A 26747-nucleotide genomic window follows, 5' to 3' on the forward strand; every position below is an offset into this window, starting at 1 on the left:
CGCGGACGTCGCCCTCGAGCCTGCGGGGCTTCGGCGCCGGTCCGGACGGCAACGGAGACGGCGATGGGACGGAAGCGAACCCACTGTATCGAGGGCCGGCCCCTCAGTCGCCTGGAACGGGTGGTGACCACCCTGGTCGAGGCGGGCCTGCAGGACCCTGCGGCGGCGCCGCCGAACCTCATCGAACGGCTGCGGCACCTGCAGCGGAACGCGGTGGCCGCAGGGGGCGACCGCCAGATCCTCCAGGTCATCGCGTCCGGCCGGCGCCTGCTCGGCGACGGGCTGGCGCTGACCGATCCGGGAACGTCGATCGACCCCGGCATAGTCGGAGCGCCCTCGTCCGGGGCGCCCTTGCAGGATGCGACGATCTCGGCCGATGGTCCGGACGCGGAAAGGCCGGCCTCCTCGGCCGGGACGACCGCTGCGAACGGGTCCACCCGATTGTCCCTGCATGACCTCAAGGCTTGACGACGGCGATTCCGGCCGGCCCGAGATCCATCGCGGAAACGGACGTACCGTCGTCGCGCTCGCGGTGGCGGCCGCCATCCCGGTGCTGCTGCTCAGCGGCTGGGTGGCGACGCTCATGGCGCAGCAGCAGCGCGGACTGACCCGCGGTGCCGCCGTGGCGAGCGCGGCCCGCGTCGCCGAGCGCGTCGCCTTCGACATCGCGACCCAGGTCGCGGTCCTCCGCGCCGAGGCCGCCTCGGCGAGCCTGGACCGGCCGGACCTCGCCGCCTTCTACGCCGAGGCCGAGCGTCTGAGGCAGGAGCACCCGCTGTGGGAGACCGTCGAGCTCGCCGGCCCCGACGGCGCCCAGGTCGTCAACCTGCTCCGCTCCCTCGACGATGAGCTCGGCCCCACCGCCGACCGCGTGAGCTTCGATGCGGTGGTGCGGACGAAGCGGCCGGTGGTCGGAGGGATCGGGCCGGTCGGGCGGATCTCGGGCAAGCGCCTCGTCGCGCTGCGGGTCCCGGTCGTCCGCGACGGAACGCTCCGCCACGTCCTCTCGGTCGGCCTCGCGACGAACGCCGTCAGCTCGATCCTCCGCGATGCGGGCGCACCGGAGGGCTGGGTCGGGACCATCGTCGACGCGCAGGGCAACACCATCGCCCGCACCCGGGCCGAGGAGGAGGAACTCGGCCACCCGGCCAACGCCGCCTTGCGGGCCGCCATCCGGCGGGCGCCGCAGGGCTTCTACACCGGCTCCACCCTGGAGGGGCCGGACGTCGAGGTCGTTTACCGCACGTTGACGGAGACGGGCGGCTGGTCGGTGCATTTCGGTCTGCCGGTCGCCACGCTGAATGCGCCGGTCTCGCGCTCCTACCTCGTGCTGGCCTGCGGCAGCGTGCTCAGCATCGGCCTCGGTCTCGCGCTGGTCGGCCTCGTCGGCCGCGACATGGCTCAGCGCCGGGCGGGCGAGCAGGCGCGCTTCGCCCTCGCCCTGCGGTCGAGCGAGGAGCAGGGCGCGGTCGCCGCCGAGGCGGCGGAACTCGGCACCTTGCGATGGGATCCGGTCGAGGAGACCGTGACGGCCTCCCGGCGCGCCGCCGAGCTCCTGGGCTGGGAGGCGGAGGTGCCGGAGGGGCGCGAGATCACGGCGGATGCCGTTATCGCCCTGCTGGCGGTCGACGCCCTCGACCGCGAGCGGTTGGTCACGGAACTGCGGCGAAGCCTCGCCGAGGGCGTGCCCCTCGACGTGGAGTTCCGGGTCTCGCAACGGAGCCCGGAGCCGCGGTGGGTGCGCCTGACCGGGCGTGCGCCCCGGCTTCGAAAGAATGACCCCGCCGACCTCGTCTACGGCGTCGTCTCGGATGTCGGTCCCCGCAAGCGCGCCGAGGCGGAGCGCCTCGACCTGCTGCGCCGCCTCGGCGAGGCGCAGGAGAACGAGCAGCGCCGGATCGCCCGCGAGCTGCATGACCAGGTCGGGCAGACGGTGACCGGGCTATCGCTCGGCCTCAAGGGGCTGGAACGGCTGCTCGCCGCGGACGGGACCTCGACCGAGGCCAAACGGCAGATCGAGTGGCTGCAGCGTCTCGCCGGCGAGGTCGGACGCGACATCCACCGCGCCGCCATCGACCTGCGCCCGACCGCCCTCGACGACCTCGGCTTGCGCGAGGCGCTGGCGACGCTTCTCCGCGAGTGGGGCCAGCGCCACGGCATCCGGCCCGACCTGGAATTCATCGGCGAGGCGTCGCGCCTTCCGGCGGCCGTCGAGAGCGCGATCTACCGGATCGTGCAGGAGGCGCTCACCAACGTCCTGAAGCACGCGCGGGCGGCCACTGTCAGCGTCTGCGTCGACCACCGCCCGGACGAGGTCCAGGTGATCATCGAGGATGACGGCGTCGGCTGCGAGGCCGCCTCCGGCCCCCCACTGCGCGACGGGCGCAAGTCCGCCGAGCCGCGACTGGGCCTTTCGGGCATCCGCGAGCGTTTGACCCTGCTGGGTGGTACGCTCACCCTGGAAACGACCCTGGGCGTCGGTACGACGCTGTTCGTCCGCATCCCGGTGGCGCCGGCCGCCTGACGCACGGGAGAAGCCATCATGGACCGTATCCGCGTCGTTCTCGCCGACGACCATCCCGTGGTCCTCGCGGGCATCCGGGCGCTTCTGAAAGCCGACCCGGAGATCGATCTCGTCGGCGAGGCCACCGACGGCGGCGAGGCGCTGCCGATGATCCGTGCGGTCGCGCCCGACATCGCCGTGGTCGACGTCTCGATGCCCGGTCTGAACGGCCTCGAACTGACGGAGCGGGTGACGGGCGAGTGCCCGGGGACCCGTGTGCTGGTGCTGACGGTCCACGAGGATGCCGCCTATGTGCAGCCGCTGATAAGGGCCGGGGCGCGGGGTTACCTGCTCAAGCGCTCCGCGGCGGACGACCTGCTGCGCGCGGTCCGGGCAGTGGCCTCCGGGGGCGTCTATCTCGACCCCTCGATCGCCGGCCACGCCCTGGCGGAGCCCTCCGGGGCGGATGGACGCCCCGGCACGACGGAGGGGCGTGAGCCGCTGAGCCCGCGCGAGACCGAGACCCTGCGGCTGATCGCGCAAGGGTTCAGCAACAAGGAGATCGCGCGACGCATCGACGTCAGCGTGAAGTCGGTCGAGACCTACAAGGCGCGGGCCGCCGAGAAGCTCGGGCTGAAGACCCGGGCCGAGATCATCCGCTACGGCGCCACGCATGGCTGGTTCGACGCGCTCGCCTTGCGGTAGCGACACCCTCATTCCCTGGCGGCGCCGGGGTCGGCCCTTCGCCCTCCGGCACCCCGCCCGGCGAAGGCCGGAGCGGGTCTCGTCGTGGTCTTGGGGATCATCCCGGTCCGGTCCCGGCGCGCACCCGGACGAAGCGGGCGTGCCGCTCCTCCAGGTCGGCAAGGTCGCTCGGGTCGGCGACGTCCCGCCGGGCGGCGGCGAGCACGAGGTCGGCATGGCGTCCGAGTTCCGCCAAGCGCGAGGTCAGCCGCTCGACCTCCGCGACCCGGGCCAGCACGTCGAGCATCCGGGCGAGCACATGCACCGACCCGGCGGCGTTCTGGCGGATCATGTGGAACATCGCATCGCACAGGCCGTCGTAATCGGTCACCGGATGGACGAGCACGACGCGGCCCTCGCGGGCGACGGCCCCCGTGAGCAGGTGGCGCGGGGCGATCCGGCACAGGGCGTCCCCCAGATGGTCGAGTACGCTCCCCGCCGTCATCGGGTCGTTGATGCCGGGCGACAGCGCCCGCACCCCGATCTCGACGAGCTGCCGCACAGAGTATTCCAGGTCCTGCAGCGCCGCCGGGCGGCGTCCGAAGGTGAGCGAGCGGGCGACTGCATCGGCGGTGCCGTCGACGCCCGCGGACGGCACGACGACCGGAAATCCCCTCGGTACGAAGTCGCCCGGCCTCACCCGCAGGGCGAGGACGATGCGGTGCTCGTGCGCCCAGTCGGCGAGCCCCTCCGTATCGACCGCCTACAGGTATCCGCCCTCCGCCGGCGCGACCGGGACGCCGCGCGGCCCCCCCGCCGGCGGCTGGATGTCGGCCTCGTCGCGAGTCCGCGCCTCGACCGCCTTGCACAAGTCGCGATGGACAGCATCTACCACCGTCTCGACGTTGATGCTGGTGGCGACGTGGTGGACGAACCAGACCAGCGTTCCGAGGCAGACCAGCGCCAGCAGCACGGCGCCCGAGATGGCGAGGTGCGGGACGAAGGTCTCCTCCTGGACGGTGCGCACCGTGCGCAGCACCATCAGCGCGTAGGCGAAGGTGCCGAGAAAGGCGCCGAGCACGAGCTGGTTGCGGGCGTCGCGCACGAAGTTGCGCAGGAGCCGCGGCCCCATCTGGTTCGAGGCGAGGGTCAGCGCCGCGATGGTGATGGAGAAGGTGGTACCCGCCACGCCGATGGTGGAGGAGGCGACCGCGCTGAGAAGCGCCCGGGCCCCCTCGGCGCCGCCGGCCCAGCCCCAGTTCGCGTCCGGGGAGGACGGGTCGTAGCCGGCGATGCGGGCGGTCTCCAGCCAGATCGCGGCCTGCGCCAGGCCGATGCAGGCGAGCACGACCAGCGCCGGCCGCAGCCAGAACTGGTCGCCCAGGAACTCGATCAAGGCCCGTATCCTCGCCCTCACCGGCAATTCCCCCGTTCCGCCGCTCGGGCTCGAGCGGGGCGCTCCTTCCAGTCTACCGGCATCGCTCTCACTCCTCTCCATCCGCCCGCGCGAGACCAAACCGCTTGAGCGGGGTGATCAGCACCAGGATGGCCTGCCCGACACCCATCGCCGCGGCGAGCAGCGTGAACTGCGCCGCGCCGGCCACGATGCCGGCCGAGGCCGCGAGCCTGACGCTGGCCGCCGTCGTAAGGTTCCGGACGGTCCGCTCCGCGTCGTCCTTGTCGACGAAGACCGTGCCGGCGTCGATGAAGCCGATGGCCTCAACCAACCCCTGGATGACGCACAGAGGATCGGCGTTGCCGCCGCGGGCCTGCACGTCGACGTAGAGGCTCAGCGCCGAGGTGGTGATGACCGCGGAACTCAGGGCGACGAGGGCATGTGTGCGGATCGCGGCATCCTAGCCCTTGTGCTCCCGCTCGAAGCCCAGCAGCAAGCCGCAGCCGCGCCGAGCCGCAGGAAGATGTCCGTCAGCGAGAGGGTGGTGGTGTCGAGGGGCATGAACGGGTTCGGATCCCGGCAGGCCTGGCGAGGCGTTGGGGATCAACACGCGCTGGCCGCACCCCTTTCCCGGGCCGCCCGGCTCAGGCCGGGACCGGCCGCGCGCGGCGTTGCCGCGGTGCAGCGACCGGAAGCACGAGCGCCCCGGCGACCATGCAGGCGACCGAACCGGCGAGAATGCCGATCCTGACCTCGGCCTCCAGAGTCGGCGCGTTCGCGAAGGCGAGCCGGCCGATGAACCGGCTCCTGACGAGGCCGACGTCGCAGAGCAGGTATCGGGGCGGCAGGCCGGAGCACGAGCGGGGAGCTGTTCAGACTGCGCCGGCCCGGCCTGCCCGTCGCATAAGGTCGCGGGGGCGATACTCGAAGCGACCCTGTGGTGGTAGCACAGGATGCGCCACTTAGAGAGTAGCCGGGCTCACATCACCAAGGATGAGCCCGGCCATGATTTGCCGAAGTGTCAAGCTGCACGCACCGTGTGAAGGAAGCGCGCCACTTCGGCCGAGAGGTGTTCGGATTGGCCCGACAGCTCGGAGGCGGAGGCGAGCACCTGGCTGGCTGCGGCTCCGGTCTCCTCCGACGCCTGCGCGACCCCGGCGATGTTGCCGGTCACCTCGGACGTGCCGGTGGCCGCTTGGGCGACGTTACGGACGATCTCCTGGGTCGCCGCGCTCTGCTCCTCAACCGCCGCCGCGATGGTCGTGGTCACCGCGTTGATTTCCCGGATACGCGCCGTGATCGAGCTGATCGCCGAAACGGCTTGGTCAGTCACGCCCTGGATGCGCCCGATATGGCCGCCGATCTCGTCGGTGGCGCGTGCCGTCTGCCCGGCAAGTTCCTTGACCTCCGCGGCGACGACCGCGAAGCCGCGTCCCGCCTCGCCGGCCCGGGCCGCCTCGATGGTCGCGTTCAACGCCAGGAGATTGGTCTGCCCGGCAATCGAGGAGATCAGGTTGACGACATCACCGATCTTCGAGACTGCCGCGGTGAGTTCCTCGACGAGGTGCGCCGCCTGATCGGCTTCGCGTACGGCGGAATTTGCCATCGAGGCCGAGCCCTGCACCTGGCGCCCGATCTCCTGCACCGAGGCGCCCAACTCCTCAGAGGCTGCGGCTACGGTGCTCACGTTGGAGGCTGCCTGCTCGGCGGCGGCCGCCACCGTCGTGGACTGCGAAGCAGTCTCGGTCGCGGTGGCCGTCATGGTCGCGGCGGTAGCCTGAAGCTCCGTTGCAGAGGCGGACACCCTGCCGACAATGCCACCGACCGACTTCTCAAAGGCATCTGCCAGTTCAGCCGTGGCGCGCCGACGCTCGACCGTCGCAACTTCTTCGGCGATCCGCTTGATCTCCGCCTGCTCGGCGGCTTTCTGCGCCACCAGGGCCTTGATGCCCTCGACCGCCTTGCCCACTGAGCCGATCTCGTCCCCGCGCGTGGCCTCCGGAATCGCAGCGTCGATGTCGCCATTCGCCATACGCTGCAACACGTGCACCAAGCTACCAAGCGGTCGCGTGATGCCGTAGATTGCGACGAGGACTGCCGCGAGAAGACCCGCCAGGATCCCGGCCGCGCTGAACCCGATCAGGCTGTGCCGCGTAACGTTCGTCTCGTGGGTGAGAGACGCTGACCCCTTCCGCATGTAATCGAGGATATCGTCACCGAGCCTGTTACCCTCCTCGACCATGGCTTTGAATGTCGGATCGACGGTTCGATGAACGAGGTCGACCGCTTCGGCATTCTGATTGGCCAAACCGAGACGGCGAACTTCCACAACATTTTTGATGAACCGATCCACGCGCCCCGCCTGCTCCTCGATCCGCGGTAAGAAAGACGGCGCCTGATGACGCAATTCATCCAACACTTTCTGTATCCTGGGAATCGTTGCTTCGAACCCATCGTTTGCATATTTCATCTGCATTTCATCGGTCTCGGCGATGACGCGATAGACCCAGTAGTTGAGTTCGAAAATGAGCCGATTGACCCGCCGGGCCGTAGCTGCTCCTTGCGCCTCACGGTCGATGAACTCACTGTAGGCATTGTCGATCTGGGTCATGCGTCCCTGTGCATACCAGATACAGCAACCGATGATCGCACCGATCATGACCAGGACGCTGGCAAGCTTGGGAATTATTTTGTAGTTCGAAAGGCGTAGCATGGGTCGTCTCCACAGTCGCACCTGTTTGAGCACGCCGTTGTTAATGACGAATTGCTCCATTACTATATTTAACGGTTATGATATTATGCCCCGCCGTTGGCTTTCGTCTCGAGTTCAGGCGCCTTGTTGCGCAACGGGTCGTCTGTAGACCCTTGCAAGGCCAAGCCGACGGACGTTTCGTCCTGGGACCCACGAGGAAGACCTTTTCAGCCGCCGTCCTGTTCAGGTTGCCACCGCCGTGTCCACGGCGCAGGTTCCGCCGCCGAAACCTCCGGGCAAATGTTTCCCTGCGTAAGACATGCCTGACCGAGAGGCTTTGGACTTTCTACGGCGAGGGCGTCGACGTCCTGATTGGGCGGCGGCGACCGTCGACTTCCTGTTCCGGCACGCCATCTGCCCGCGGCTCGGCCGCGAGTTCCCGTGCCCGACCACCTGGTTCGACCTCGCCGCCATCGCCTCGTTCCTCCCGCCCATCGTCGGCGAGGGTGCGGGTTCCCTGCGCATCCTGCGGCTGCTGCGCACCTACCCGTTGCTCGACCGCCTGCGTGCCGACTTCCCGTTTTTCCATCGCACCGAGGAAGTGATCATCGTGGCGGTGAACCTCGCGGTGTTCGTGTTCGTGATGACGGGGATCGTCTTTTTTCACGCAGAGCGGGCGCAACTCCGTCATCGGCAACTACGTCGATGCGCTCTCCTTAACGATCAACTCGCTGACGACGACCGGCTACGGCGACGTTACCCAGCACGGGACCGGCGTCCGCCTCGTCTTGGTCGTGGTGATGATCTGCGGGGTGACGCTTTTTTCTTGCGCCTCGTTCAGGTGCTGTTCCGGCCCCGCAAGGTGCGCTTCCCGTGCCCGACTTGCGCCCTTCAGCGGTACGAGATGGACGCCGTGCATGACGAGGCCTGCTGGACGGGCCTTAACATCGCCGGCGAGAGAACCCATCGAGGCGAGCCGTTACGCACGCTCCTCCTCGTCCGTCTCCTGCCGCTCCCGCGCGACGTGCCCGCGGCTGCGCGGGGGATTCCGGCCGGCGGGCCAGCCCTCGCGCTGGCGAGCCCGGTCGCCGTCGGTCTCCTCGGTCTGGTCATGGAACAGGATCTGGCTGGTCGGATACGGCAGGTCGATTCCGGCCGCAGCGAGCGCGTCCTTTACGTTGGCGATGGCGTGATCGAGCGCATCAACCGCGTCGCGCCGCCGGGGCGGGTCGATCCACAGCCTGGCCGTCATGTCGACCCCGGCGGCGCCCAGGCCCGTGACCAGGGCCTCGGGCGGCGGGTCGGCCAGCACGCCCTCGGTGCCCTTCAGCGCCTCGACGATGACCCGGCGCACCTCGCGGATGTCGTCGCCGTTCCGATGGTGAGCGGGAAGGCGAGGCGGCGCTTCTCGTGCGCGGTGATGACCGTGATCTTGTCGACGAACAGGGTGGCGTTCGGGATCAGCACTCGCTGGTTGTCGTAGGTGCGCAGCACCGTGGCGCGCACCCAGCGTCCTCGACCGTGCCTTCGTGCGAGCCGGCACGGATCTGGTCGCCGATGACGAAGGGCCGCGTCAGCAGAATCAGGATGCCGGCGAGCAGGTTCTGGAGCACATCGCGGAAGGCAAAGCCGATGGCAACGCCGCCGATGCCGAGCAGGTTGAACAGGTCGGCGGCCGAGACCGACGGGAAGGCGACCGACGCGGCCACCAGGAACGCGACGAGGATGGTCACGCCGCCGGCGATGCGTCCGAGGACCGCGGCCGAACCCGGCGAGGCGTCACGGAGTGCGGCGGCTCGGCGCACGGCGGCGCGCACCAGTCGGGCAACGACGAGGCCGAGACCGAACAGGACGAGAGCGACGCCAAGCCCCGGCAGCAGCGCCGCTGCCGACCGACCCAGCCCCTCGAGGCGTCCGAGCGCTTCCGCGAAGATCATGCCTGGCATCACCCCATGAAAAAGCCGCCGGAGGCGGTCGTGCCTTCCGGCGGCGCGTCGTTGTCCGAAGGGGCGCGGGCCCCCCACGGGATAAGCGCGTGTGCGATCAGCGGCGAGGGCCGCCGCTCGTCCCGCCATATTGCTGCCCGCGGGCGCCCCGCGAGGGCATGGCGGCATTCCCGCGGCTGGCGGACCCCTGCCGCATCCGGGAGCGCCGGTGCATGCGCACCTGCATGACGTCGATGCCGGCAGCGGGCGCTACGCCGGAGGCGCTCACGGGCAGCGCCGCGGATGGAAGGGTGGTCGCGGCGAGGCCGAGACCGGCGAGAAACGCCGAAGCGAGGATGGTCTTCTGCACGGTGATGCTCCTTGTCCGGCCTGGACAGGTTTGCCCGACATTCGGGTAATGCGACCAGGACGCGCCCGCTCGACGTGTCGGATCGCGGTCGGCAACGCCCGAACCTCGCTCGCGTTGAGGAAAATTCGACCATCGTCCGGGGGCGGCAGGACCGACGGGCGGCGCCATGCAGCTCGTCGCTTCGGGTTTTCGCTCGGTGCCGCCTGCGACACGGCCTGTGCGGATACCACCGAGCCCGATCAGGAACCAAGGCCATCGGAGGGGCTTGCAGGACGACGGGCCGGCGTGCGGCCATCCGATCGGGAGTACCGCGAACCGATGACCGACCACCGACGGGCTCGCCGCAGGCGGAGCATCGCCACCCTCCTCATCTGTGCCGTCGCCGGCCTTGGCGCGACGGCCGCCACCGTCGATCGGGCGGCGGCCCAGTCGGCATCCAGCGCCATCGACCAGCCGACTGCCGCGACCCTGCCCCCCGGTACGGCTACGGTCGAGGGCCATGGCGGGCCGCGCGACCGGACTACCGGCCAAGTGGCGTCTCCGAGCGCGATCCAGGCGTCCACGGAGGTGATGCGGTCCGAAGGCTCCGTGCATGGCAAGAACGGTGGGGGCCGGACAGACCCGCTGAGGCACCTGCCGCGGGACATGCGCTGAAGTCCCGCGCGCCCATGGCGGCCGCGATGCCACTCCTCATCGGGGTACGACCGTGATTTCCATCCTCGATCTGGCGGCCATGCTGCTGACGCTCTCGGCCCTGTTCGGTTGGCTCAACCGGAAGCTGCTGCATCTGCCGCACTCCGTCGGCCTGCTCGTCATGGGCCTCGCCGCCTCGCTTGCCCTCGTCATCCTCGACGTGGCCTTCCCCGAGCAGCACCTGTACGAGGACCTCACCCGCGTCCTCGGGCAGGTCGACTTCACCAAGGTGGTGATGGACGGCATGCTGGCCTTCCTGCTGTTTGCCGGTGCCATGAGCCTCGACCTCGGAGCCCTGCGCGACCGGGCGTGGGCCGTGGCGACGCTGGCGCTCGTCGGTACCCTCATCTCCACCGCGATCGTCGGCGGCGCCTTCTGGTTGGCGGCGAGCTCCCTCGGCCAGCCGCTACCCCTCGCCTGGGCTCTGGTGTTCGGCGCCCTGATCAGCCCGACCGACCCGGTGGCGGTGCTGGCGACTCTCAAGAACGTGCGGGTCCCCGAGGCCCTGGAGGTCGAGATGCAGGGCGAGGCCCTGTTCAACGACGGCATCGGCATCGTGCTCTTCACGGTGCTCGTCGCCTTCGCCGTCGGCTCCGGCGGAGAGGCGACGACCGCCGGCGGCGTCGCCAAGCTCCTGCTTCATGAGGCGGGCGGCGGCCTGCTGCTCGGCGTTGTCGCCGGCTACCTCGCCTACCGGGCCATGCGGGCCATCGACGACTTTCCCGTCGAGGTGCTGATCACTCTGGCGCTGGTCGCCGGCACCTATGCGCTCGCCCAGAAGCTGCACGCAAGCGGTCCGCTCGCGGTCGTTGCAGCCGGTCTCCTGGTGGGAGACCGCGCGCCACGTGACGCGATGAGCGAGCGCACGCAAGGCTACGTCGAGTCCCTCTGGACGCTCATCGACGAGGTGCTGAACTCGGTATTGTTCCTGCTCATCGGCCTGGAGGTGCTGGTGCTGCGCTTCGCGGCGAGCGGGCTGCTGCTCGCCGTCTGTGCCGTGCCCATCGTCCTCGTCGCCCGCCTCATTGCCGTATCCGCGCCGCTCCTGGCCTTCAGGTGGGGCGGCCATCTCAGCCCCCGCAACGTGCCGTTCCTGACCTGGGCGGGGGTGCGCGGCGGCATCTCCGTGGCCCTGGCCTTGTCATTGCCGGAGAGTGAAGCCAAATCCGTCGTGCTGGCCGCGACCTACGCGGTGGTCCTGTTCACCATCATCGTGCAAGGCCTCACTCTCGGCGCCGTCGCGCGCCGGACGCTGAAGGACCTGCCGGAGGACGACACGACATGATCGCCCCGGCTTGTGGCAGGTCTGAGGTCTGGCAACTCCCGCATGACGCGCAATGGGTCGAGTACTGCGGTCCACGCAGCGTTCCGAGACAAACTCGCCATTGTCCCAATCAAGCTCGGCTTCCCTAAAACCTTGTATCGGGAGGCCCAAGCATGCCCCATGTATAACTGGTGCGTTCATGGGATGGATCGTGAGCCTGGGGCCGGTCAACGCGTACTATGACGTCAAGACCGATCCACCGTCCTACGGCTGGCGTTCGCTATGCGCTTTCAGAAGCTCCGCATTGACTCAAACTGGCTCGCGCATCACAGCGCTCCGAGCCGTACGGTCGCGTGCGGCCCCTTTCTGAGTGCCGGAGGCATAGCAACCGATGCGTCCTTCCGGTGCTGCTGATGGCCATCGAGGGTTGCATGCAGGACTGGTACGGGAGGTTCGGCGGTGGGATCGCGAGCCAACCTTGCGTTCAAAGGAATGTGTTGGTCCGCTGTTGGCGCTCACAGGACGCTGGCGGCGGCGTCGACCGTAAGGGCGGCTCCATTCACATGCGCGGCCTCATCGGACAGGAGGAACGCGACAACGTTCGCAACGTCGGCGGGCTTGCCGTAAGTGGGCTGTCCCGCCCTCCGGATCGCGCCACCGGAACTGAGGGCCTGCGCGTCGAGCGAGTGAATCATGCGGGTGTCGATCGGACCGGGCAGGACGGCGTTCACCCGAACGCCCGTACCCTGGACGTCGAGCGCCGCCACCCGGGTCAGCCCGAGGACGGCATGCTTGGCGGCCACGTATCCCGCGAGGCCGGCACGGCCCCGGATCGCGGAGGTGGAGGCGATGGTGACGATCGACCCGGCGCCGCGCCGGCGCATCCGGCAGAGAACATGCTTCAGGCCCAGGAACGTACCCTTGGCGTTGACGGCGAGAACCCGGTCGAAGACGTCGTCCGGGTATTCGTCGATCGGAGCGACGACACCCTCGATGCCCGCATTGCTGACGAAGGCCGTGATCGGTCCGAGATCGCGTTCGACGGCCGCGACGCAGGCGGCGAATCCGGCGCTGTCGGAGACGTCCGTCCTGACGAATAAGGCGCGCCGGCCCGCGGCCTCGACCAGCCGCGCGGTCTCCGCGCCCGAAGCAGGATCGTGGTCGGCGAGCGCGATCGCGGCGCCGTCCCGGGCGAGCCGGAGAGCGATGGCGCGTCCGAGGCCGCCCCCGCCGCCTGTCACGAGCGCGACGCTCATGCCTTGACCATCGGGCAGCCGCCCTCGCCGAGCGGACGCCACACGACGTCGGCCGGGATCGACTGCACGACCTTGTAGTAATCCCACGGGTATTTCGAGTCGGTCGGGCTCTTCACCTCGAACAGGTACATCGGATGGAGCTTGCGGCCGTCGGGGCGGATCGAGCCCTTGCCGAAGAGTGGATCATCGGTCGGCACCTCCTTCATCCGGGAAACGACGGCCCGGCCGTCGGCCGCGCTGCCGAGCGATTGGACGGCGCGCAGGTAGTGCAGGGCCGAGGCATAGGCGCCGGCATGCAGTGCGCTCGGGTAGCGGTCGCGGTTCCTCGGGACGAATCGCTTCGTCCAGGCCCGGGTTCCCTCGTTCAGATCCCAGTAGAAGGCCTCGGTGAATTGCAGCCCCTGCGCCGTCTCGAGACCGAGGGAGTGGACGTCGGTGATGTAGAGGACCGTCGCCACGAGCTTCTGCCCACCTGACGGAATGCCGAACTCGACTGCCTGCTTGATCGCGTTGATCGTGTCGCCCCCGGCGTTGATCAGGCCGACGACCTGGGCTCCCGAGGCCTGTGCTTGCAGCAGGAACGACGAGAAATCAGGCGTGTTGATCGGCGTCCGTACGCCGCCGATGACCTTGCCGCCGCTCCGCTCGACCACCCGCCGGACATCTCCCTCCATCGCGTGACCGAAGGCGTAGTCGGCCGTGAGGGTGAACCACGAGCGCGCGCCGGAGGCGACGACTGCCGTCGCGGCGCCGGTCGCGAGCGCGTAGGTGTCGTAGGTCCAGTGGATCGTGTTCGGAGAGCAAGCCTTGCCGGTCAAGTCGGAGGAGGACGGGCCCGAGGCCAACATCACCTTGTTCTTGTCGCGCACCACGCTGCCGACCGCCAGGGCGACGGCCGAGTTCGGGACGTCGGTCACGACGTCGACCCCGTCCTGATCGATCCACTTGCGGGCGATCGCCGCGGCGACATCGGCCTTGTTCTGGTGATCGGCGCTCAGGATCTCGACGGGCAGCGAGGGGCCGGCACCGAGATCCTCGGCGGCCAGCTGCGTGGCGAGGACCGAGCCCTGGCCCGTGCAATCCGCGTAGAGGCTGGACATGTCGGTCAGCACGCCGATCCTGACCGGCCGCACCGGTTCGGCCCTGAGGCGGGTCGATCCCAGGACCGCCGCGCCGACCCCGCCCGCCAGGAATGTCCGGCGGCCGATCCGGCGCGCACTGAAGGCCGTCGATGGCATCGTATCCTCTCCCAAGGTGATCGATCCGTGCTCGGGGACGGCGCGGGCGTTACGGGATCAGGCGTTTGAGCAGGCGCCGGTCCTCGACCGCGAAGCCGCCGCCGTAGACATCGGACACCATGAACTGCGCCGACAGGATCTCGGGCTCCAGCGCCGCGATCGGATCGAAGGCAGAGGCGTTCAGCGTCATCGCGGCCCGCCCGGGGCGCGGCTTGGAATAGGCGAGGGGCGTGCGCCGATAGACGATGTCGGCATAGGCCGTCTCCAGGCGCTCCGGATGCGGGAGGCGCCGGACGTGGATCTCGCCGCCCGGCTGCTCGTCGGCGTCGACGAGGCGCACGACCGGCGCGTCCGGATCGGGTGTGAACCGGAATTCCGCCAGCGGACCGCCGCGGCGGTCGACCCGGCCGGAGATCGATCCGTCCGGAGCCTCATCGAACGCGTATGTGCAATCCTTCTTGGTATAGCCGAAGAGCTCACGCCCGGCAGCGATCCCCATCGGGTCGCTGCAATACATGTAGAGATGCGTCTGGGTGAACAATCCTTCGTAGCGGACCGCGACCGTCACCATGAGGTCGAACATGCGCCCTTGATGAAGCGACAGGGTGTGCCCCGGCGAGGTCATGAAGCGGAAGGCGACCCGGTCGTTGATGAGCTCGAACGGCGTGTCGGCGAGGAGGGCGGCGACCTTCGCCCGATCGACCCGGGTCATGACCTCGACGGTCCGCAGCGCGCATTCCCATTCGACCGGATAGGCCGGCGCGTATTGCGGATTGACGCCGCTGTTCGGATGCATGTCGTAATCGCCGAACATCTTCTTGACGTCGTACACGGTGACCTCCTGGGTTTCGCTGCGGCGCTCGCGGCGATGATCGTCAGGTTCCGCTGCGAAGGATGAATGGGGGCATGGCGACCGTGCCGCCGAATCAGCCCGACGATCCGCGCTTCAGGCCTGCAACCGGGAGCCGGCAGCGCTTGCCGGCCCGGGTGGCATGTTATGGCCGGGAGCATCCATGCGGCGTCGGATCGCTCTCCGACGACGGGCAGCCCCGACGTTTCGTCCCTTTTCGGCTGGTTCGGGTCGGCAGACCGGCCTTGCAGCCTCGCCTATCGCCCTTGTTAGAGCGTACACTGCATCCAGTGTACATTGGAGTCAACCGCCGTCACCGGGTGCCGACGCCATCGCGTCGGCCCGCGGCCGTTCCCGGGAGAAGGGTATGACGATCGACTGGAGACCGGCACGGGACGAGGCGGATCGGCGGGCGCCGCTCGTCACATCGTCCGCGGTCTCGCTGCAGGACCGGATCTACGCCCACCTCAAGGCAGGGATCGAGGAAGGCCGCATCCGGCCGGGGACCCGGCTGCTCGAGTCGCAGCTTGCCCGGACATTCGGCGTCAGCCGCTCGCCGGCCCGCGGCGCCCTGAACGCCCTGGCGGCGGAGCGGCTCGTCTCCGAGGATGGGTCGCGTGGGTACAGGGTCGGGGGCATTGCTGCAGCCGGGGAGGGGGATGATGCGGCGCCACCGCTCGACCCGGCGCCGATGCCCCATCAGCGCCGATGGGAAACCCTGTACGGCGCGGTGGAGCAGGAGCTCTACGGGCAGATCCTGTTTCACTCGGTTCGCGTCAACGACCTGCGGCTCGCGCAGCATTACGGCGTGAGCCGGACGGTGACGCGCGACCTCCTTGCCCGCATGGACGGCGTCGGCCTCGTCACCAAGGATGCCGCCGGGCGCTGGGTGGCCCGCCGGGTGACGCCGCAGCGGATCCGCAACCTCTACGCGCTGCGCCGGCTGCTCGAACCGGTCTTGCTGGCCGAGGCCGCGCCGCGCGTTCCGAAGGCCCTGCTCCGGCAGGCGAGGGCGCATGTCGAGGCGACGCTGGCCCGGCCCGCGATCGATGGCGAGGATTTCGACCGGGCCGAGACCGATCTGCATCGGGATCTTCTCGGCCATTCGGGGAACGACGAGCTGATTCACGCCCTCAAGCCGACGCATTTCCTGTTCGGCCCGACGCGGCACCTGATCGACCCGATCCTCGGAATCCCGATGCACAAGATCGAGCATGCCCTGCACGAGCACCTCGCCATCCTGGATCATCTGCTCGACGGCGATGCGCGCGGGGCAGCCCTGCTCCTGGAGCGGCATCTTGCCGAGGCCATCGACCGGTGGCTCGGCCGGTTCGAGGTTGCGGCAACCCTCGGCAGCGTCGCCTGCCCGGATTACCTGACTCCGTCAGAGTAGAATCCGACGCCGCCTTTCGGATCCGCAAGGTGTCCCGCCGCCTCACATGTCCCGATCCCGGCGCGCACCGGCGCCGGGCGAGGCCATCGCAACCGGGTCGACGAGGCGGTCGTACTCCTCCGCCGTGGCGACGCCCAGGGCGATCGCCGCCGCGCGCGGGGTCACCCCCTCGCTCATCGCCGTCCGGGTGATCGCGGCGACGCGGTCGTAGCCGAGGATCGGGTTGAGCGCCGTGGCGAGCAGCAGGGCGTTCGCTACGTTGCCGGCGAGGCGGTCTCGATCGACATCGATATCCCGCACCAGCCGCAGGGCGAAGACGCGAGTGCCGTCGGCCAGCACCCTGATCGATTGCAGGAGGTTGTGGATCAGGACCGGCTTGGCGACGTTGAGCTCGAACGTCCCGGACGCGCCCGCCGCCGAGACCGTGGCGTGGTTGCCGACGACCTGGAACGCGGCCTGCACCAGGGCCTCGGCGACCGTCGCGTTGCGCTTGCCCGGCATGATCGACGACGACAGGCCGTCGTCGGGGATCACGAGCTCGCCGAGACCACAGCGCGGCCCGGAGCCGAGCAGGCGAATATCGTTGGCGATCTTGATCGCTGAAACCGCCAGTACGTTGAGGGCGCCCGAGACCTCGACCAGGGCGTCATGGGCGCCCATCCCCTCGAACTTGCTCGGGTTGGGGACGACGGGAAGCCCCGAGAGGGCCGCGACCTCCGCGCAGAAGGCGTCGTCGAACCCCGTCGGCGCGTTGAGGCCGGACCCGACCGCGGTTCCGCCCTGCGCGAGGCGGTGGAGGCGCGGAGCCACGGCCTCGACGCGCTCGATCCCCGATTCGATCTGCGCGGCGAAGGCGCGGAATGCCTGCCCGACCGTCATCGGCACCGCGTCCATGAGGTGGGTCCGGCCGATCTTGACGACGTCGTCGAAGGCCACCGCCTTCGCGGCCAGGGTGTCGCGCAAAAGGTGGAGCGCCGGCAACAGCCGGTCGCGCAGCTCCAGTGCGGTGCAGAGGTGCATCACGGTCGGGAAGCTGTCGTTCGAGGACTGGGAGCGGTTCACGTGGTCGTTAGGGTGAACCGGGCTGCGCGTCCCCAGGGCCTGGCCGAGGCGCTCGTTGGCACGGTTGGCGATGACCTCGTTGGCGTTCATGTTGGTCTGGGTGCCGGAACCGGTCTGCCAGACCACGAGGGGAAAGTGGCCGTCGAACCCGCCCTCCCACACCTCGCGGGACGCCGCCTCGATCGGGTCGGCGAGCGATGGGTCGAGCACCCCGAGGCGGCGGTTGGCGCGGGCCGCGGCGAGCTTCTGGAGACCGAAGGCCCGCACGAGGCAGACCGGCAGGCGCTCGTCTCCGATCGCGAAGACCCCGAGCGCGCGCTGCGTCTGTGCCCCCCAGTAGCGGTCGGCCGGGATCTCGACCGGGCCGAAGGCATCGTTCTCGATCCGGATGGGCGACGGCTCGGTCATGGCGCAAGGCTCTTCGGGGAAACGGACATTCGTCGGCGTATGGGGAGGGCCCGCGGGCCTTTCCGGCGTCGGTCAGGGGGATACGGCGCGCTCCGACCGGAGACGTGCCATCGCCTCCTCCGCCACGCGGGGGTCGAACTCCCCGGCGAGCTTGGCGGTGACGACCGTGGCGACGCTGTTGCCGATCACGTTGGTGGTGGCGATGGCGATCGACATGAACCGGTAGACGCCGAACAGGATCGGCAGCCCCTCCAGCGGCAGAACGCCGGTCGCCGCCACCGTCGCGGCAAAGACCACGAAGCTGCCGCCCGACACGGTCGCGGCGCCCTTCGAGGTGAGCAGCATCACGGCCAGGATGCCGAGCTGTTGGCCGAGATCGAGCGGCACGTGATAGGCATTGGCCAGGAAGATCACGCCCATCGACATGTAGATCGAGGTGCCGTCGAGGTTGAAGGCGTAGCCGGTGGGCAGGACGAGGCCGACCGATTGCCGCGAGCAGCCGTAGGTCGGCAGCTTCTCGAGGAGCCGCGGCAGCACGCTCTCCGAGGAGGCGGTGCCGAGCACGATGAAGATCTCTTCCTTGATGAAGGCGAGGAAGCGGAACAGGTTGATCTTGAACAGGGCCGAGATCGCCCCGAGCACGATCACGATGAACGCGACTACCACGGCGTAGAAGCTCAGCACGAGGTAGATCAGCGAGAGCAGCACGCTCGTACCGCTCGAACCGACCGCGAAGGCGACCGCCCCGAAGGTGCCGACCGGCGCGCACCACATGATCAGGTGGATGAACTCGAAGAACGCGTCCGAGATCGTGTTGAGGCCGCGCTCGATCGGCTGACGTTTCTCGGGGGGCAAGTGCAGGAGGGCTGCCCCGAAGATCAGCGCGATCACCAGGACCTGGAGCAGCTCGCCGCGGGCGAAAGCGCCGATGAAGTTGTCGGGGAAGATGTTGAGAATGAAGTCGAGCGTCGAGTGCGGCGCGCCGGCACCGGTCGGGGTCTTCCCGTGCGCGAGGGTAGCCTTGGTCGTCTCCGCCATGCCCTGGCCGACGCCGAGCAGGTTGCCGGCGAGCAGGCCCACCGCCAGCGCGAGGGTCGAGACGATCTCGAAGTAGAGCATCGCGATCAGCCCGACCTTGCCGACCCGCTTGAAGTCCCCCGCCGACGTCACGCCGACGACGACGCAGAGGAAGACCAGCGGCGCCACCGCCGTCTTGATCAGCCGCAGGAAGATGTCGCCGAGGACCTTCAGCTGCGCGGCGAAGCTCGGGAACAGGAAGCCGACGGCGGCGCCGAGCACCATCGCGACGATGATCTGGAAACCGAGATTCTTCCAGATCGACGGGCGTGGCCGCGCCGCGGACGAGGGCGGCGGGTGAAGGCCGGCGGGCGTGGTGACGGTCGTCGACATCGTTTCCTCCGGAAGGGGGCGAGGGCCGTGACCACGCGCTCTTGGTATTGCCGCGGGAGCGTTCGCCCCCGCGTTGCGGCGCATGCGGTCGTCGTCGGGTGGGGGGTGTCAGCGGCCGCGCGGTGCCGAGGCGAGGACGCGGTCGACCATCTGCGGCGCGGCGCCGAGGTAGTTCGCCGGATCGGTCAGGCGATCGATCGCCGCCCGATCGAAGTGCGCGGTGACCTCCGGCACGGCGGCGAGCGCCTCGGCCAGGGTGCCGCCGTGCTCGTTCACGACGCGGCAGGCCGCGTAGACGAGGTCGTGCGCGGCCTGGCGGCCGGTATGGGGGGCGAGCGCCATCATCACCGCCTCGGCGACGATCAGGCCGCGGCTGAGGCCGAGGTTCCGGCGCATCCGCGCCTCGTCGACGATCAGGCCGCCCAGGGCGAACTTCGCCTGGTGCAGGGCGCCCGCCGTCAGCACGAAGCTCTCGGGGATCGCCATCCACTCGGCGTGCCAGGGGCCGGTCGCGCGCTCGAAATCCTGCACCATGGCGTCGAGCATCAGCCCGGCCTGCTGGCGTACCCCCTTGGAGGCGGCGAGCATCAGCTCGGACGAGATCGGGTTGCGCTTCTGCGGCATGGTCGAGGAGGCGCCGCGCCCGGTGACGAAGGGCTCGTAGACCTCGGCGAACTCGGTCGAGGCCATGATCATCACGTCGAGGGCGATCTTGCCGAGCGACCCGGTGATGAGGGCGAGCAGGTTGACCACCTCGGCGAAGCCGTCGCGGGCGACGTGCCAGGTCGAGACCGGCACGCCGAGGCCGAGCTCGCGGCAGAGCGCCTCCTGCACGGCGAGGCCGCTCTCGCCGAGGGAGGCCAGGGTTCCCGCCGCCCCGGCGAAGGATCCGACGAGCACCCGGGGGCGGGCTTGCGCGAGGCGCTCGGCGTGGCGGTCGAGGGCGGCAAGCCAGATCGCGGTCTTGTAGCCGAAGGTGACCGGCAGGGCCTGCTGCAGGTGGGTGCGGCCCGCCATCGGAGTGTCGCGGTGGCGGCGCGACAGGTCGGCCAGGATGGTGCGCAGGGCATCGATGTCGGCCGAGACGAGATCGAGGCCGGCGCGGATCTGGAGCACGTTGGCGGTGTCCATGATGTCCTGGGTGGTCGCCCCCCAGTGGACGAAGCGGCCCGCCTCGCCGCATTGCTTCACCAGCTGGTGGACCAGCGGCAGGATGGGGTAGCCGACATTGTCGGTCTCGTGGCGCAGGAGGTCGAAGTCGAGCGCCTCGAAGCTGCAGCGTGCGGCGATCTCATCGGCAGCCTCGGCCGGGATGACGCCGCAGGCCGCCTCGGCCTTGGCCAGCGCCACCTCGACCTCGATGTAACGCTGGATCAAGGCATGGTCGGAGAAGATCGCGCGCATTGCCGGGGTGCCGAATGCGTCGCGGAACAGGAGCGAGTCGATGACGGTGGCGGCGGGTGCGGGAATCGGGCGGCTCACGGCATCCTCCGGCCGCTCCAGGAACGGCACTATTATGTACGAACATTAAAACGCATATTTTATGTCCGGACATGATGTCAAGGGAGCGGGTGCGCAACGGCGCGCGGTTATGCGGGAAGGACCGATGAGCGGGACGTTGTGGGTGCGGGTGGCTCAAGATCTGAAGGCCGGGATCGCCACGGGCCGCTATCCGGTCGGCTCGCTGCTGCCGACCGAGCTGGAGCTGTGCGAGCATTACGGGATGAGCCGCCACACGGTGCGCACCGCGATCCGCCAGCTGCAGGATCATGGCCTCGTCTCGCGCAACAAGAAGGCGGGGACGCGGGTCGAGGCGGTGGAACCGACGGGCGGCTACCGGCAGTCCCTCGCGTCCCTGGAGGACCTGATCCAGTTCGGCGCCGCGACGATCCGCGTGGTCCAGGAGACGGCGCACGTCACGGCGGATGCGGGCCTGGCTGCGGAGATCGGGTGCGAGCAGGGCGCGCGCTGGTTCCGGATCTCAAGCCTGCGCCTGAACAGCGAGACGGGCGCCCCCCCGGTGAGCTGGACCGACGTGTACATCGACCCGCTCTACGCCGACCTCGGCGAGATCGCCCGTGTCACGCCGGAGGTTCTGATCACGACGCTGATCGAGCAGCGCTACGGCCGGCTCTGCGCGGAGATCCGGCAATCCGTCGACGCCATCGCCCTGCCGGCCGTCCGGGCCGCGGCGTTGCAGGCGCAGGCCGACGCGCCCGCGCTCCGGATCGTGCGCCACTACGTCGACGAGAAGGGCGGGATCTTCGAGATGTCCTCGACGATCCACCCGGCGGGGCGGTTCACGGTCTCACAGCGGCTGCGCCGCATGAATGGAAGCGGGATCGCCTCGGATGCGGTCGTTGCGGAGGCCGCAGGGCGTTGAGCGCGGCAAGCCGTCCGGTCGGGCTCATCTCTGCGTCACGCTCCCGCGTCCCGACCGGACGTCGCGCCACAGTCATCCCGATCGACCGTGACGACCGCCGGCCTCGCGCTCGTCAGGCTCGCCCGGGCCCGACGCCGGGGTCGGGATCGCGATCACGCACCCTTGCCGCCCGGACGGACGGCACCGTTGCGATCGGCGTGGGAGAACATCGGCCGCCCGGGCCTGTCGAGCCGTGCCGCCAGGATCGAGCCGCTGCCGCTCTCGGTGATGTAGAGCGTGCGCCCGTCGGCGCCGCCGAAGGCGACGTTGGTGGTGTGCGCCTCGGCGCAGGTGCGGATGCGGTAGACCGGCTCGCCCATGGCGTCGACGACCCAGACCGCCCCCATGCCGACATGGGCGATGAACAGCCGGCCGTCGACGTCGAGGGCGAGCCCGTCCGGGCCGCCCCAGCCGCCCGAGAGCTGGACGTAGACCCCGACCTTGGCGACCCCGCCGTCCGGGCTGAGCGGCACGCGCCAGACGCAGTTGCCGCGGGTCACGGCGAGGTAGACCATCGTCTCGGAGAGGTTCATCACCAGGCCGTTGGGGCTCGGCACGTTCGAGAGCAGGCATTCGAGCCGGCCGGCGGCGGTCAGGCGGAACAGCCGGCCGGTCGGGTCGTGCAGCCCGGTCAGGCCCTGGTCGGTGAAGTAGAGATCGCCGTTGCCGGCGAAGAACAGGTCGTTGCAGCCCTTGAACGGCGCCAGGCCGGCACGGGTGAGGAAGGGCCGGACGCGGCCGTTGACCGGGTCCATTTCCATGATGCCGTGCTTGTAGTCGGCGATGAAGATGCGGCCGTCCTCGTGGAATTTCAGGCCGTTGGGCCAGCCGTCATACTCGGCCGCGACGTGGAAGGTCCCGTCCGGCGTGATCCGGTAGACCCGGCCGTTCGGCAGGTCGACGCACCACAGGGTGCCGTCGCGGTCGATCGATGGTCCCTCGAGCAGCGAGGTGGCCGGGCCGCCCTGCGGCTGGTAGCGCGCCCACTCGTTGTCGGGGGCGGCCCGCCGGTACTCGTCGGGCAGCCTCGCGAACACCGTCGTCTCAAGGTCTCTCGGCGGCTGGAAGAACATGCACCGGTCCCGGGTTGGCGGGGAGGGAAGGGGCGGTCGCGCCGATCGGGTGGCGGGCGAGCAGGAAGACCGAGGCGGCGCCGATGAGGAGCAGGCCGCCCGCCACCAGGAAGGCCGCGTCGAAGCTGCCGGTGGCCTGGACCACGTAGCCGGTCACGATCGGCGCCAGGATGCCGAAGACGTTGCCGCCGAGGATGAGGAGCCCCGTCGCCCGTCCGGCATCGGCCGAGGAGGTGATGAGGTCGCCGACGAGGGCGATGTTGAGGGCGACCGTCGAGGCGACGCCGCCGAGCGCGACCATGATGAGCAGGAGCACGAGGGGGACGCTCGACGTTACCGGCGCGAGCAGGATGACGGCGCCGGCGAGCATCGCGAAGGCTGCGACGCGCCGACGTTCGCCAGAGGCCGCCGCCGCGGCGTCGAGCCGCGCATCGCTGAAGCGCCCGACGAGGGTCGTGAGGATGACCGCGCCGAGATAGGGGATCGCCATCATGGCGCCGCTCTTGAGCATCGGCATCCCGCGCTCGGTCTGGAAGTAGTTGGGCAGCCAGGTCAGGAACAGGTACTGGGTGTAGACGGCGCAGCCCTGCGTCAGCATCAGCCCCAGCATGGCGCGCGAGGCGAGAAGCCGGCCGAGGGAGGAGGGCGCCGCCGCGGGTGCCGCCGCATCCGGCTCGCGCTCACCGAGGATCAGGCCGCGCTCGCGGGGATCGAGCCAGCCCGCCTTCTCGGGGCGGCGATACCAGACGAGCCAGGCGGCGAGCCACACGAACCCGGCCGCGGCGCAGGCGAGGAACGCCGCGCGCCAGCCTGCCGCCTCGACGAGCCAAGCGAGCGCGATCCCGCCGATCGCCGGCCCGAAATACGCTCCGGCGTTGAAAATCGCCGCGAACAGGGCCCGCTCCGAGCGCGGGATCCATTCGCGGATGACCCGGCCGGCCGCCGGATAGGTCGTCGACTCGCCGATTCCCATGGCGATGCGCGCGACGATGAGGCCGCCGAGCCCGGAGGCAAGAGCGGTGAGAGCGGTGGCTGCCGACCACAGCCCGATCCCGGCGGCGTTCACCACCCGCGCGCCGAAGCGGTCGACCAGCATCCCCATCGGTACCAGGCACACGACGTAGAGCCACAGGAACGACGAGAACAGATAGCCAAGCTCGACCGGCGTGATGCCGAATTCCCGCGTGATCGACGTCGCCGAGACCGAGAGTACGACGCGATCGACGTAGTTGATGGTCGCCAGCGCGAACATCAGGACGTAGATCCAGATCCGGCGTCTCGGCATCGGCGTCTTTCCCTCGTTGTCCCGGCTCATCGGCCCTGGTGGCGCGGCTGCCAGCGCAGCAGGTAGCTCTGCATGCGCTGGATCCCCGCCGAGAGGACGATGCCGACGATCATCAGCACGAACACCGCGACCATCATCCCGGCGGCTTCGCCGCGCGCCTCCGACTCGATGATCAGGCGTCCGATCCCGAACTCGGCGCCGATGAACTCGCCGACGATGACGCCGATCAGCGCGAACGAGACCGCTGGCGTCAGGGAGGCGAAGACCCAGGCCATCGTCGAGGGAATGATGACGGTCCGGGTGATCTGCCACTCCGAGGCGCCGAGCAGCCGCGAGGCGTTGACGTAGTCGGGATCGACCGAGCGCGCGCCCTCGAAGGTGTTGAAGAAGACCAGGAACACCACGACGATCCACGACGTCGCGATCTTCGAGGCGTCGCCGATGCCGAAGGCCAGGATGATGATCGGGGCGAGCGCGATCCGGGGGATCGAGTTGACCGCGGTGACGAAGGGCGAGGCGATCTCGGCCAAGCGCGGCGAGCGGCCGAGCAGCAGGCCGAGCACGACGCCGCTCGTCACGCCGGTCAGGAAGCCGAAGAACGTATTGCGCAGGGTGACGAAGGTCGCGAACCACAAATTGTTCTCGTAGCGCGCGGTGCAGGCCGAGAACGCGGTCCCGCCGGGCATCGCCCACTCGCCGGGCTTCGGCTGCAGGCAGCTCAGACGCAGGAACTGCTCGAAGATCTCGGAGGGGCGCGACACGAAGTAGGGATCGAACAGGTCCGGCACCGCCCAGGGCGCGTAGGGCTTGAGGCTCCAGGCCCATTGCCACAGGGCGAGCAGCACGGCGACGATCGCGACCTGCCAGGCGAGGGTGGAGAGCGGCCGGCTCATGGCAAGAGACTCATGACTTGCGCGCCTTCTTGAACTCCTCGCCGAGCGCATGCCAGATTCGCGAGAACAGGGCGGCGTATTCGGGCGTCTCGCGCATCGCCACGCCGTCGCGCGGCCGCGGGAACGGCACCTCGAAACTGTCCTTGATCCGCCCCGGCCGGGCGGAGAACAGGATGATCCGGTCCGACAGGGTGAGCGCCTCGCCGAGATCGTGGGTGACGAACAAAACCGTCTGCTTCTCCCGCTCCCAGATCTTGAGCAGCACGTCGTGCATGTCGAGCTTGGTGTGGGTGTCGAGGGCGCCGAACGGCTCGTCCATCAGCAGGATCTCGGGCTCGCGCACGAGCGTGCGCATCAGCGAGGCGCGCTGGCGCATGCCACCGGAGAGCGAGGCCGGATAGGCGGCCTCGAAGCCGGTGAGCCCGACCCGGGCCACCGCCCGGGCGACCCGCTCGCGCCGCTCCGCCTTTGACAGACCTGCGAGCTCCAGGCCGTAGCCGATGTTGTCGGCCACACTCCGCCAGGGAAACAGCGTGTCCTTCTGGTAGACGTAGCCGACCTGCGGCGTGGTCCGGCCCGGCACGACGGCCCTGCCGTCGATCAGGATCGAGCCGCCGGTCGGGGCGAGCAGTGTCGCGATCATGTTGAGCACCGTGCTCTTGCCGGAGCCCGAGGGTCCGAGCAGCGACACGAACTCGCCCTGGCGCACGGTGAACGAGACGTCCTCGACCGCGTCGATCCGCCGGCCGTGCAGGGCAAAGGACTTCGAGAGGCCGCGCACGTCGACGCGCACGGGGGCGAGCGCTGCTCTGGTCGGGGGTTCGGCGAGGGCCAGCATCACGCCGGGTACTTCGCGGCGGCGGCCTCGGCGAAGCGCGCCGCGTAGACGGCGTCGAGCGGCAGCCTCTGCACGCCGGTCATCTCGCGGAACCACACCTTGGCGCCGCGGTCGAACGCGGCCTGGTCGATCAGGCCGGCCGCATTGCCGACTGCCTTGGTCGACTTGATCTCGATCAGGTTCGACGCGCGCGAGGTCGAGCCGACGAAGGGCTCGATGGCGCCGTAGATCTCCTCCGGGTCGTGCTTGTCGACCCATTGCCCGGCGCGCATCACGGCGTTGGTCCAGGCCTGGACCAGGGCCGGATCGCGCTCGATGCGCGCCTGCAGGCAGTAATTCACCGTCACCGGCACCGTGCCGCCGATCACCGAGTCCCAGTTGCTCGGGTCCGAGCCGTCGTAGAGCAGCTTGCCGTAGCCCTGGCGCTCGACCTCGCCGACGAGCGAGTAGGTATTGATGAGGACGTCGACCTGCTTCGTCTTCAGCGAGCCGAGCATCGTGTCGACGTTGCCGACGCCGAGCCAGGTGACCATGCCGTCGTAGCCGAGCTTTTCCAGGAAGTAGGTCGACCAGACGTGGGTCGTGCCGCCGATCGAGGAGACGCCGACGAGGGGTTTTCGTCCGTCCGGCCGCTTCCAGGCGACGAACTTGGCGAGGTCGGTGATGCCTTGCGCGTAGAGGTCGGCCCGGATCATGAACTGGAGCCCGGCCGCGATGCGGTCGACCGCGGTGAGCGCCTTGCACGGGCGCCCCTTGTTCGTCAGCAGCATCGGGTGGACGAAGTCGGCGAGCGCGAAGTCGCCCTGGCCCGAGGCGATGATCTCGCGGGTCTTCACGCCCGACCCACCCTGGACGAGGCGACTGTCGAGGCCCTCGTCCTTGAAGTAGCCGAGGCCTTGGGCGGCGAACATCACCATGTAGCTGCAGGTCGCGACCGGATAGATGCCCTTGGCGGCGCTCGCGGCGCGAGCTGCGCGCGAGCCGGCGAGTGCCGCACTCGCGCCGAGCGCCGTCACCACATGGCGCCGGGTCAGGACGGACACCTTCGGCAGGGACGTCAGAGGGGACGTCATGGCTCGCGGTCTCCCGGAT

The 26747-nt window shown here is 69.5% G+C and carries 23 protein-coding genes and 3 pseudogenes; 7 read left to right on the forward strand and 19 right to left on the reverse strand.

The window, feature by feature from the left end:
* Window positions 1-123 precede the first annotated feature (123 nt).
* From BMX97_RS26745 to BMX97_RS26755, 3 genes are read left to right on the forward strand one after another with little or no spacing between them, the layout of a single operon-like run.
* The gene (locus BMX97_RS26745; RefSeq protein WP_244538659.1) at window positions 124-468 is read left to right on the forward strand and encodes a hypothetical protein; all 345 of its coding nucleotides are present in this window, start codon (window positions 124-126) and stop codon (window positions 466-468) included.
* Entirely contained in the window at window positions 452-2524 is a 2073-nt protein-coding gene (locus BMX97_RS26750) for a sensor histidine kinase (RefSeq protein WP_091754228.1), read from the forward strand. Before BMX97_RS26745 ends, BMX97_RS26750 begins: the two co-directional genes overlap by 17 nt.
* Window positions 2525-2542: 18 nt before the next feature.
* Entirely contained in the window at window positions 2543-3208 is a 666-nt protein-coding gene (locus BMX97_RS26755; RefSeq protein ID WP_091754229.1) for a response regulator transcription factor, read from the forward strand.
* 97 nt (window positions 3209-3305) lie between these two features.
* Here BMX97_RS26755 and BMX97_RS26760 read toward each other — a convergent pair.
* From BMX97_RS26760 to BMX97_RS26775, 4 genes and pseudogenes are all read right to left on the reverse strand, one after another.
* Window positions 3306-4604, reverse strand: a pseudogene (locus BMX97_RS26760) (DUF2254 domain-containing protein).
* 67 nt (window positions 4605-4671) lie between these two features.
* Entirely contained in the window at window positions 4672-5034 is a 363-nt protein-coding gene (locus tag BMX97_RS26765; RefSeq protein ID WP_348273139.1) for an MgtC/SapB family protein, read from the reverse strand.
* A 193-nt stretch (window positions 5035-5227) separates the two neighbouring features.
* Window positions 5228-5416: pseudogene (locus BMX97_RS26770) on the reverse strand (Na+/H+ antiporter NhaA); the annotation flags it as partial.
* Between the two features lie 188 nt (window positions 5417-5604).
* Window positions 5605-7296, reverse strand: coding sequence for a methyl-accepting chemotaxis protein (locus tag BMX97_RS26775; RefSeq protein WP_091754230.1), 1692 nt, complete (start codon window positions 7294-7296; stop codon window positions 5605-5607).
* A 370-nt stretch (window positions 7297-7666) separates the two neighbouring features.
* Between BMX97_RS26775 and BMX97_RS26780 the strand changes: the two are divergent.
* Window positions 7667-8224 (forward strand): annotated as a pseudogene (locus BMX97_RS26780) (ion channel); the annotation flags it as partial.
* Window positions 8225-8254: 30 nt separating this feature from the next.
* Here BMX97_RS26780 and BMX97_RS33390 read toward each other — a convergent pair.
* The 4 genes from BMX97_RS33390 to BMX97_RS26790 form a co-directional block, all read right to left on the reverse strand.
* On the reverse strand, window positions 8255-8629 hold the full coding sequence (locus tag BMX97_RS33390; RefSeq protein ID WP_210187683.1) for a hypothetical protein: 375 nt from the start codon (window positions 8627-8629) through the stop codon (window positions 8255-8257).
* Entirely contained in the window at window positions 8602-8781 is a 180-nt protein-coding gene (locus BMX97_RS33395) for a mechanosensitive ion channel family protein (RefSeq protein WP_210187684.1), read from the reverse strand. The genes BMX97_RS33390 and BMX97_RS33395 overlap by 28 nt, the downstream gene beginning before the upstream one ends.
* Window positions 8736-9212: a mechanosensitive ion channel family protein gene (locus BMX97_RS33400; protein ID WP_210187678.1), complete on the reverse strand. Its 477-nt coding sequence runs from the start codon at window positions 9210-9212 to the stop codon at window positions 8736-8738. Before BMX97_RS33400 ends, BMX97_RS33395 begins: the two co-directional genes overlap by 46 nt.
* Window positions 9213-9318: 106 nt before the next feature.
* Window positions 9319-9570 carry a hypothetical protein gene (locus BMX97_RS26790; protein WP_091754231.1) on the reverse strand — a complete coding sequence of 84 codons (252 nt, stop codon included), beginning with the start codon at window positions 9568-9570 and terminating at the stop codon, window positions 9319-9321.
* Window positions 9571-10276: 706 nt separating this feature from the next.
* On the opposite strand from BMX97_RS26790, the gene BMX97_RS26800 reads away from it, so the two are divergent.
* On the forward strand, window positions 10277-11548 hold the full coding sequence (locus BMX97_RS26800; RefSeq protein ID WP_091754232.1) for a cation:proton antiporter: 1272 nt from the start codon (window positions 10277-10279) through the stop codon (window positions 11546-11548).
* Window positions 11549-12042: 494 nt separating this feature from the next.
* Here the strand turns inward: BMX97_RS26800 and BMX97_RS26805 are convergent, their stop codons facing one another.
* Genes BMX97_RS26805 through BMX97_RS26815 form a run of 3 tightly spaced genes read right to left on the reverse strand, consistent with a single transcriptional unit; the run spans window position 12043 to window position 14853 of the window.
* The gene (locus tag BMX97_RS26805) at window positions 12043-12783 is read right to left on the reverse strand and encodes an SDR family NAD(P)-dependent oxidoreductase (protein ID WP_091754233.1); all 741 of its coding nucleotides are present in this window, start codon (window positions 12781-12783) and stop codon (window positions 12043-12045) included.
* A complete protein-coding gene (locus tag BMX97_RS26810; protein WP_091754234.1) occupies window positions 12780-14021 on the reverse strand; it encodes an ABC transporter substrate-binding protein in 1242 nt (413 codons plus the stop codon). Before BMX97_RS26810 ends, BMX97_RS26805 begins: the two co-directional genes overlap by 4 nt.
* A 49-nt stretch (window positions 14022-14070) precedes the next feature.
* Window positions 14071-14853 (reverse strand): acetoacetate decarboxylase family protein, encoded by a 783-nt coding sequence (locus BMX97_RS26815; RefSeq protein WP_210187679.1) that lies wholly within the window; start codon window positions 14851-14853, stop codon window positions 14071-14073.
* Window positions 14854-15238: 385 nt separating this feature from the next.
* On the opposite strand from BMX97_RS26815, the gene BMX97_RS26820 reads away from it, so the two are divergent.
* Window positions 15239-16264 (forward strand): GntR family transcriptional regulator, encoded by a 1026-nt coding sequence (locus BMX97_RS26820; protein ID WP_177202367.1) that lies wholly within the window; start codon window positions 15239-15241, stop codon window positions 16262-16264.
* 42 nt (window positions 16265-16306) lie between these two features.
* Here the strand turns inward: BMX97_RS26820 and BMX97_RS26825 are convergent, their stop codons facing one another.
* The 3 genes from BMX97_RS26825 to pcaB form a co-directional block, all read right to left on the reverse strand.
* Window positions 16307-17734 (reverse strand): class II fumarate hydratase, encoded by a 1428-nt coding sequence (locus tag BMX97_RS26825; RefSeq protein ID WP_091754236.1) that lies wholly within the window; start codon window positions 17732-17734, stop codon window positions 16307-16309.
* 72 nt (window positions 17735-17806) lie between these two features.
* Complete coding sequence (locus tag BMX97_RS26830) at window positions 17807-19144, reverse strand: cation:dicarboxylate symporter family transporter (protein WP_091754237.1); 1338 nt, start codon at window positions 19142-19144, stop codon at window positions 17807-17809.
* A 108-nt stretch (window positions 19145-19252) separates the two neighbouring features.
* Window positions 19253-20614 carry a 3-carboxy-cis,cis-muconate cycloisomerase gene (pcaB, locus tag BMX97_RS26835; protein ID WP_091754296.1) on the reverse strand — a complete coding sequence of 454 codons (1362 nt, stop codon included), beginning with the start codon at window positions 20612-20614 and terminating at the stop codon, window positions 19253-19255.
* 136 nt (window positions 20615-20750) lie between these two features.
* Here pcaB and BMX97_RS26840 point away from each other — a divergent pair, with 136 nt between their 5' ends.
* Window positions 20751-21527 carry a GntR family transcriptional regulator gene (locus BMX97_RS26840; protein WP_091754238.1) on the forward strand — a complete coding sequence of 259 codons (777 nt, stop codon included), beginning with the start codon at window positions 20751-20753 and terminating at the stop codon, window positions 21525-21527.
* A gap of 152 nt (window positions 21528-21679) precedes the next feature.
* Here the strand turns inward: BMX97_RS26840 and BMX97_RS26845 are convergent, their stop codons facing one another.
* The 5 genes from BMX97_RS26845 to BMX97_RS26865 are packed head-to-tail and all read right to left on the reverse strand — an operon-like array spanning window position 21680 to window position 26728.
* Window positions 21680-22603 carry an SMP-30/gluconolactonase/LRE family protein gene (locus BMX97_RS26845; protein WP_348273137.1) on the reverse strand — a complete coding sequence of 308 codons (924 nt, stop codon included), beginning with the start codon at window positions 22601-22603 and terminating at the stop codon, window positions 21680-21682.
* Window positions 22604-22610: 7 nt separating this feature from the next.
* Window positions 22611-23924: an MFS transporter gene (locus BMX97_RS26850; protein WP_210187680.1), complete on the reverse strand. Its 1314-nt coding sequence runs from the start codon at window positions 23922-23924 to the stop codon at window positions 22611-22613.
* A gap of 26 nt (window positions 23925-23950) precedes the next feature.
* Window positions 23951-24817 (reverse strand): ABC transporter permease, encoded by an 867-nt coding sequence (locus BMX97_RS26855; RefSeq protein WP_091754241.1) that lies wholly within the window; start codon window positions 24815-24817, stop codon window positions 23951-23953.
* A 10-nt stretch (window positions 24818-24827) separates the two neighbouring features.
* Window positions 24828-25655, reverse strand: a complete 828-nt coding sequence (locus tag BMX97_RS26860) for an ABC transporter ATP-binding protein (RefSeq protein ID WP_091754242.1) — start codon at window positions 25653-25655, stop codon at window positions 24828-24830.
* Entirely contained in the window at window positions 25655-26728 is a 1074-nt protein-coding gene (locus BMX97_RS26865) for an ABC transporter substrate-binding protein (RefSeq protein WP_091754243.1), read from the reverse strand. The genes BMX97_RS26860 and BMX97_RS26865 overlap by 1 nt, the downstream gene beginning before the upstream one ends.
* Window positions 26729-26747: the final 19 nt, after the last annotated feature.

Origin of the sequence: Methylobacterium sp. ap11 (genome assembly GCF_900110515.1) — a bacterium.
In the GTDB taxonomy this organism is placed as follows: Bacteria; Pseudomonadota; Alphaproteobacteria; order Rhizobiales; family Beijerinckiaceae; genus Methylobacterium; species Methylobacterium ajmalii.

What these genes read in the sequence shown, in the direction of transcription:
- BMX97_RS26820 (WP_177202367.1), top strand. Translation starts at nt 15,239, where the DNA reads ATGACGATCGACTGGAGACCGGCACGGGACGAGGCGGATCGGCGGGCG.
- BMX97_RS26775 (WP_091754230.1), bottom strand. Translation starts at nt 7,296, where the DNA reads ATGCTACGCCTTTCGAACTACAAAATAATTCCCAAGCTTGCCAGCGTC.
- BMX97_RS26755 (WP_091754229.1), top strand. Translation starts at nt 2,543, where the DNA reads ATGGACCGTATCCGCGTCGTTCTCGCCGACGACCATCCCGTGGTCCTC.
- BMX97_RS26860 (WP_091754242.1), bottom strand. Translation starts at nt 25,655, where the DNA reads ATGCTGGCCCTCGCCGAACCCCCGACCAGAGCAGCGCTCGCCCCCGTG.
- BMX97_RS26850 (WP_210187680.1), bottom strand. Translation starts at nt 23,924, where the DNA reads ATGCCGAGACGCCGGATCTGGATCTACGTCCTGATGTTCGCGCTGGCG.
- BMX97_RS26865 (WP_091754243.1), bottom strand. Translation starts at nt 26,728, where the DNA reads ATGACGTCCCCTCTGACGTCCCTGCCGAAGGTGTCCGTCCTGACCCGG.
- BMX97_RS26830 (WP_091754237.1), bottom strand. Translation starts at nt 19,144, where the DNA reads ATGTCGACGACCGTCACCACGCCCGCCGGCCTTCACCCGCCGCCCTCG.
- BMX97_RS33400 (WP_210187678.1), bottom strand. Translation starts at nt 9,212, where the DNA reads ATGATCTTCGCGGAAGCGCTCGGACGCCTCGAGGGGCTGGGTCGGTCG.
- BMX97_RS26750 (WP_091754228.1), top strand. Translation starts at nt 452, where the DNA reads ATGACCTCAAGGCTTGACGACGGCGATTCCGGCCGGCCCGAGATCCAT.
- BMX97_RS26840 (WP_091754238.1), top strand. Translation starts at nt 20,751, where the DNA reads ATGAGCGGGACGTTGTGGGTGCGGGTGGCTCAAGATCTGAAGGCCGGG.
- BMX97_RS26855 (WP_091754241.1), bottom strand. Translation starts at nt 24,817, where the DNA reads ATGAGCCGGCCGCTCTCCACCCTCGCCTGGCAGGTCGCGATCGTCGCC.
- BMX97_RS26805 (WP_091754233.1), bottom strand. Translation starts at nt 12,783, where the DNA reads ATGAGCGTCGCGCTCGTGACAGGCGGCGGGGGCGGCCTCGGACGCGCC.
- BMX97_RS26810 (WP_091754234.1), bottom strand. Translation starts at nt 14,021, where the DNA reads ATGCCATCGACGGCCTTCAGTGCGCGCCGGATCGGCCGCCGGACATTC.
- BMX97_RS26825 (WP_091754236.1), bottom strand. Translation starts at nt 17,734, where the DNA reads ATGACCGAGCCGTCGCCCATCCGGATCGAGAACGATGCCTTCGGCCCG.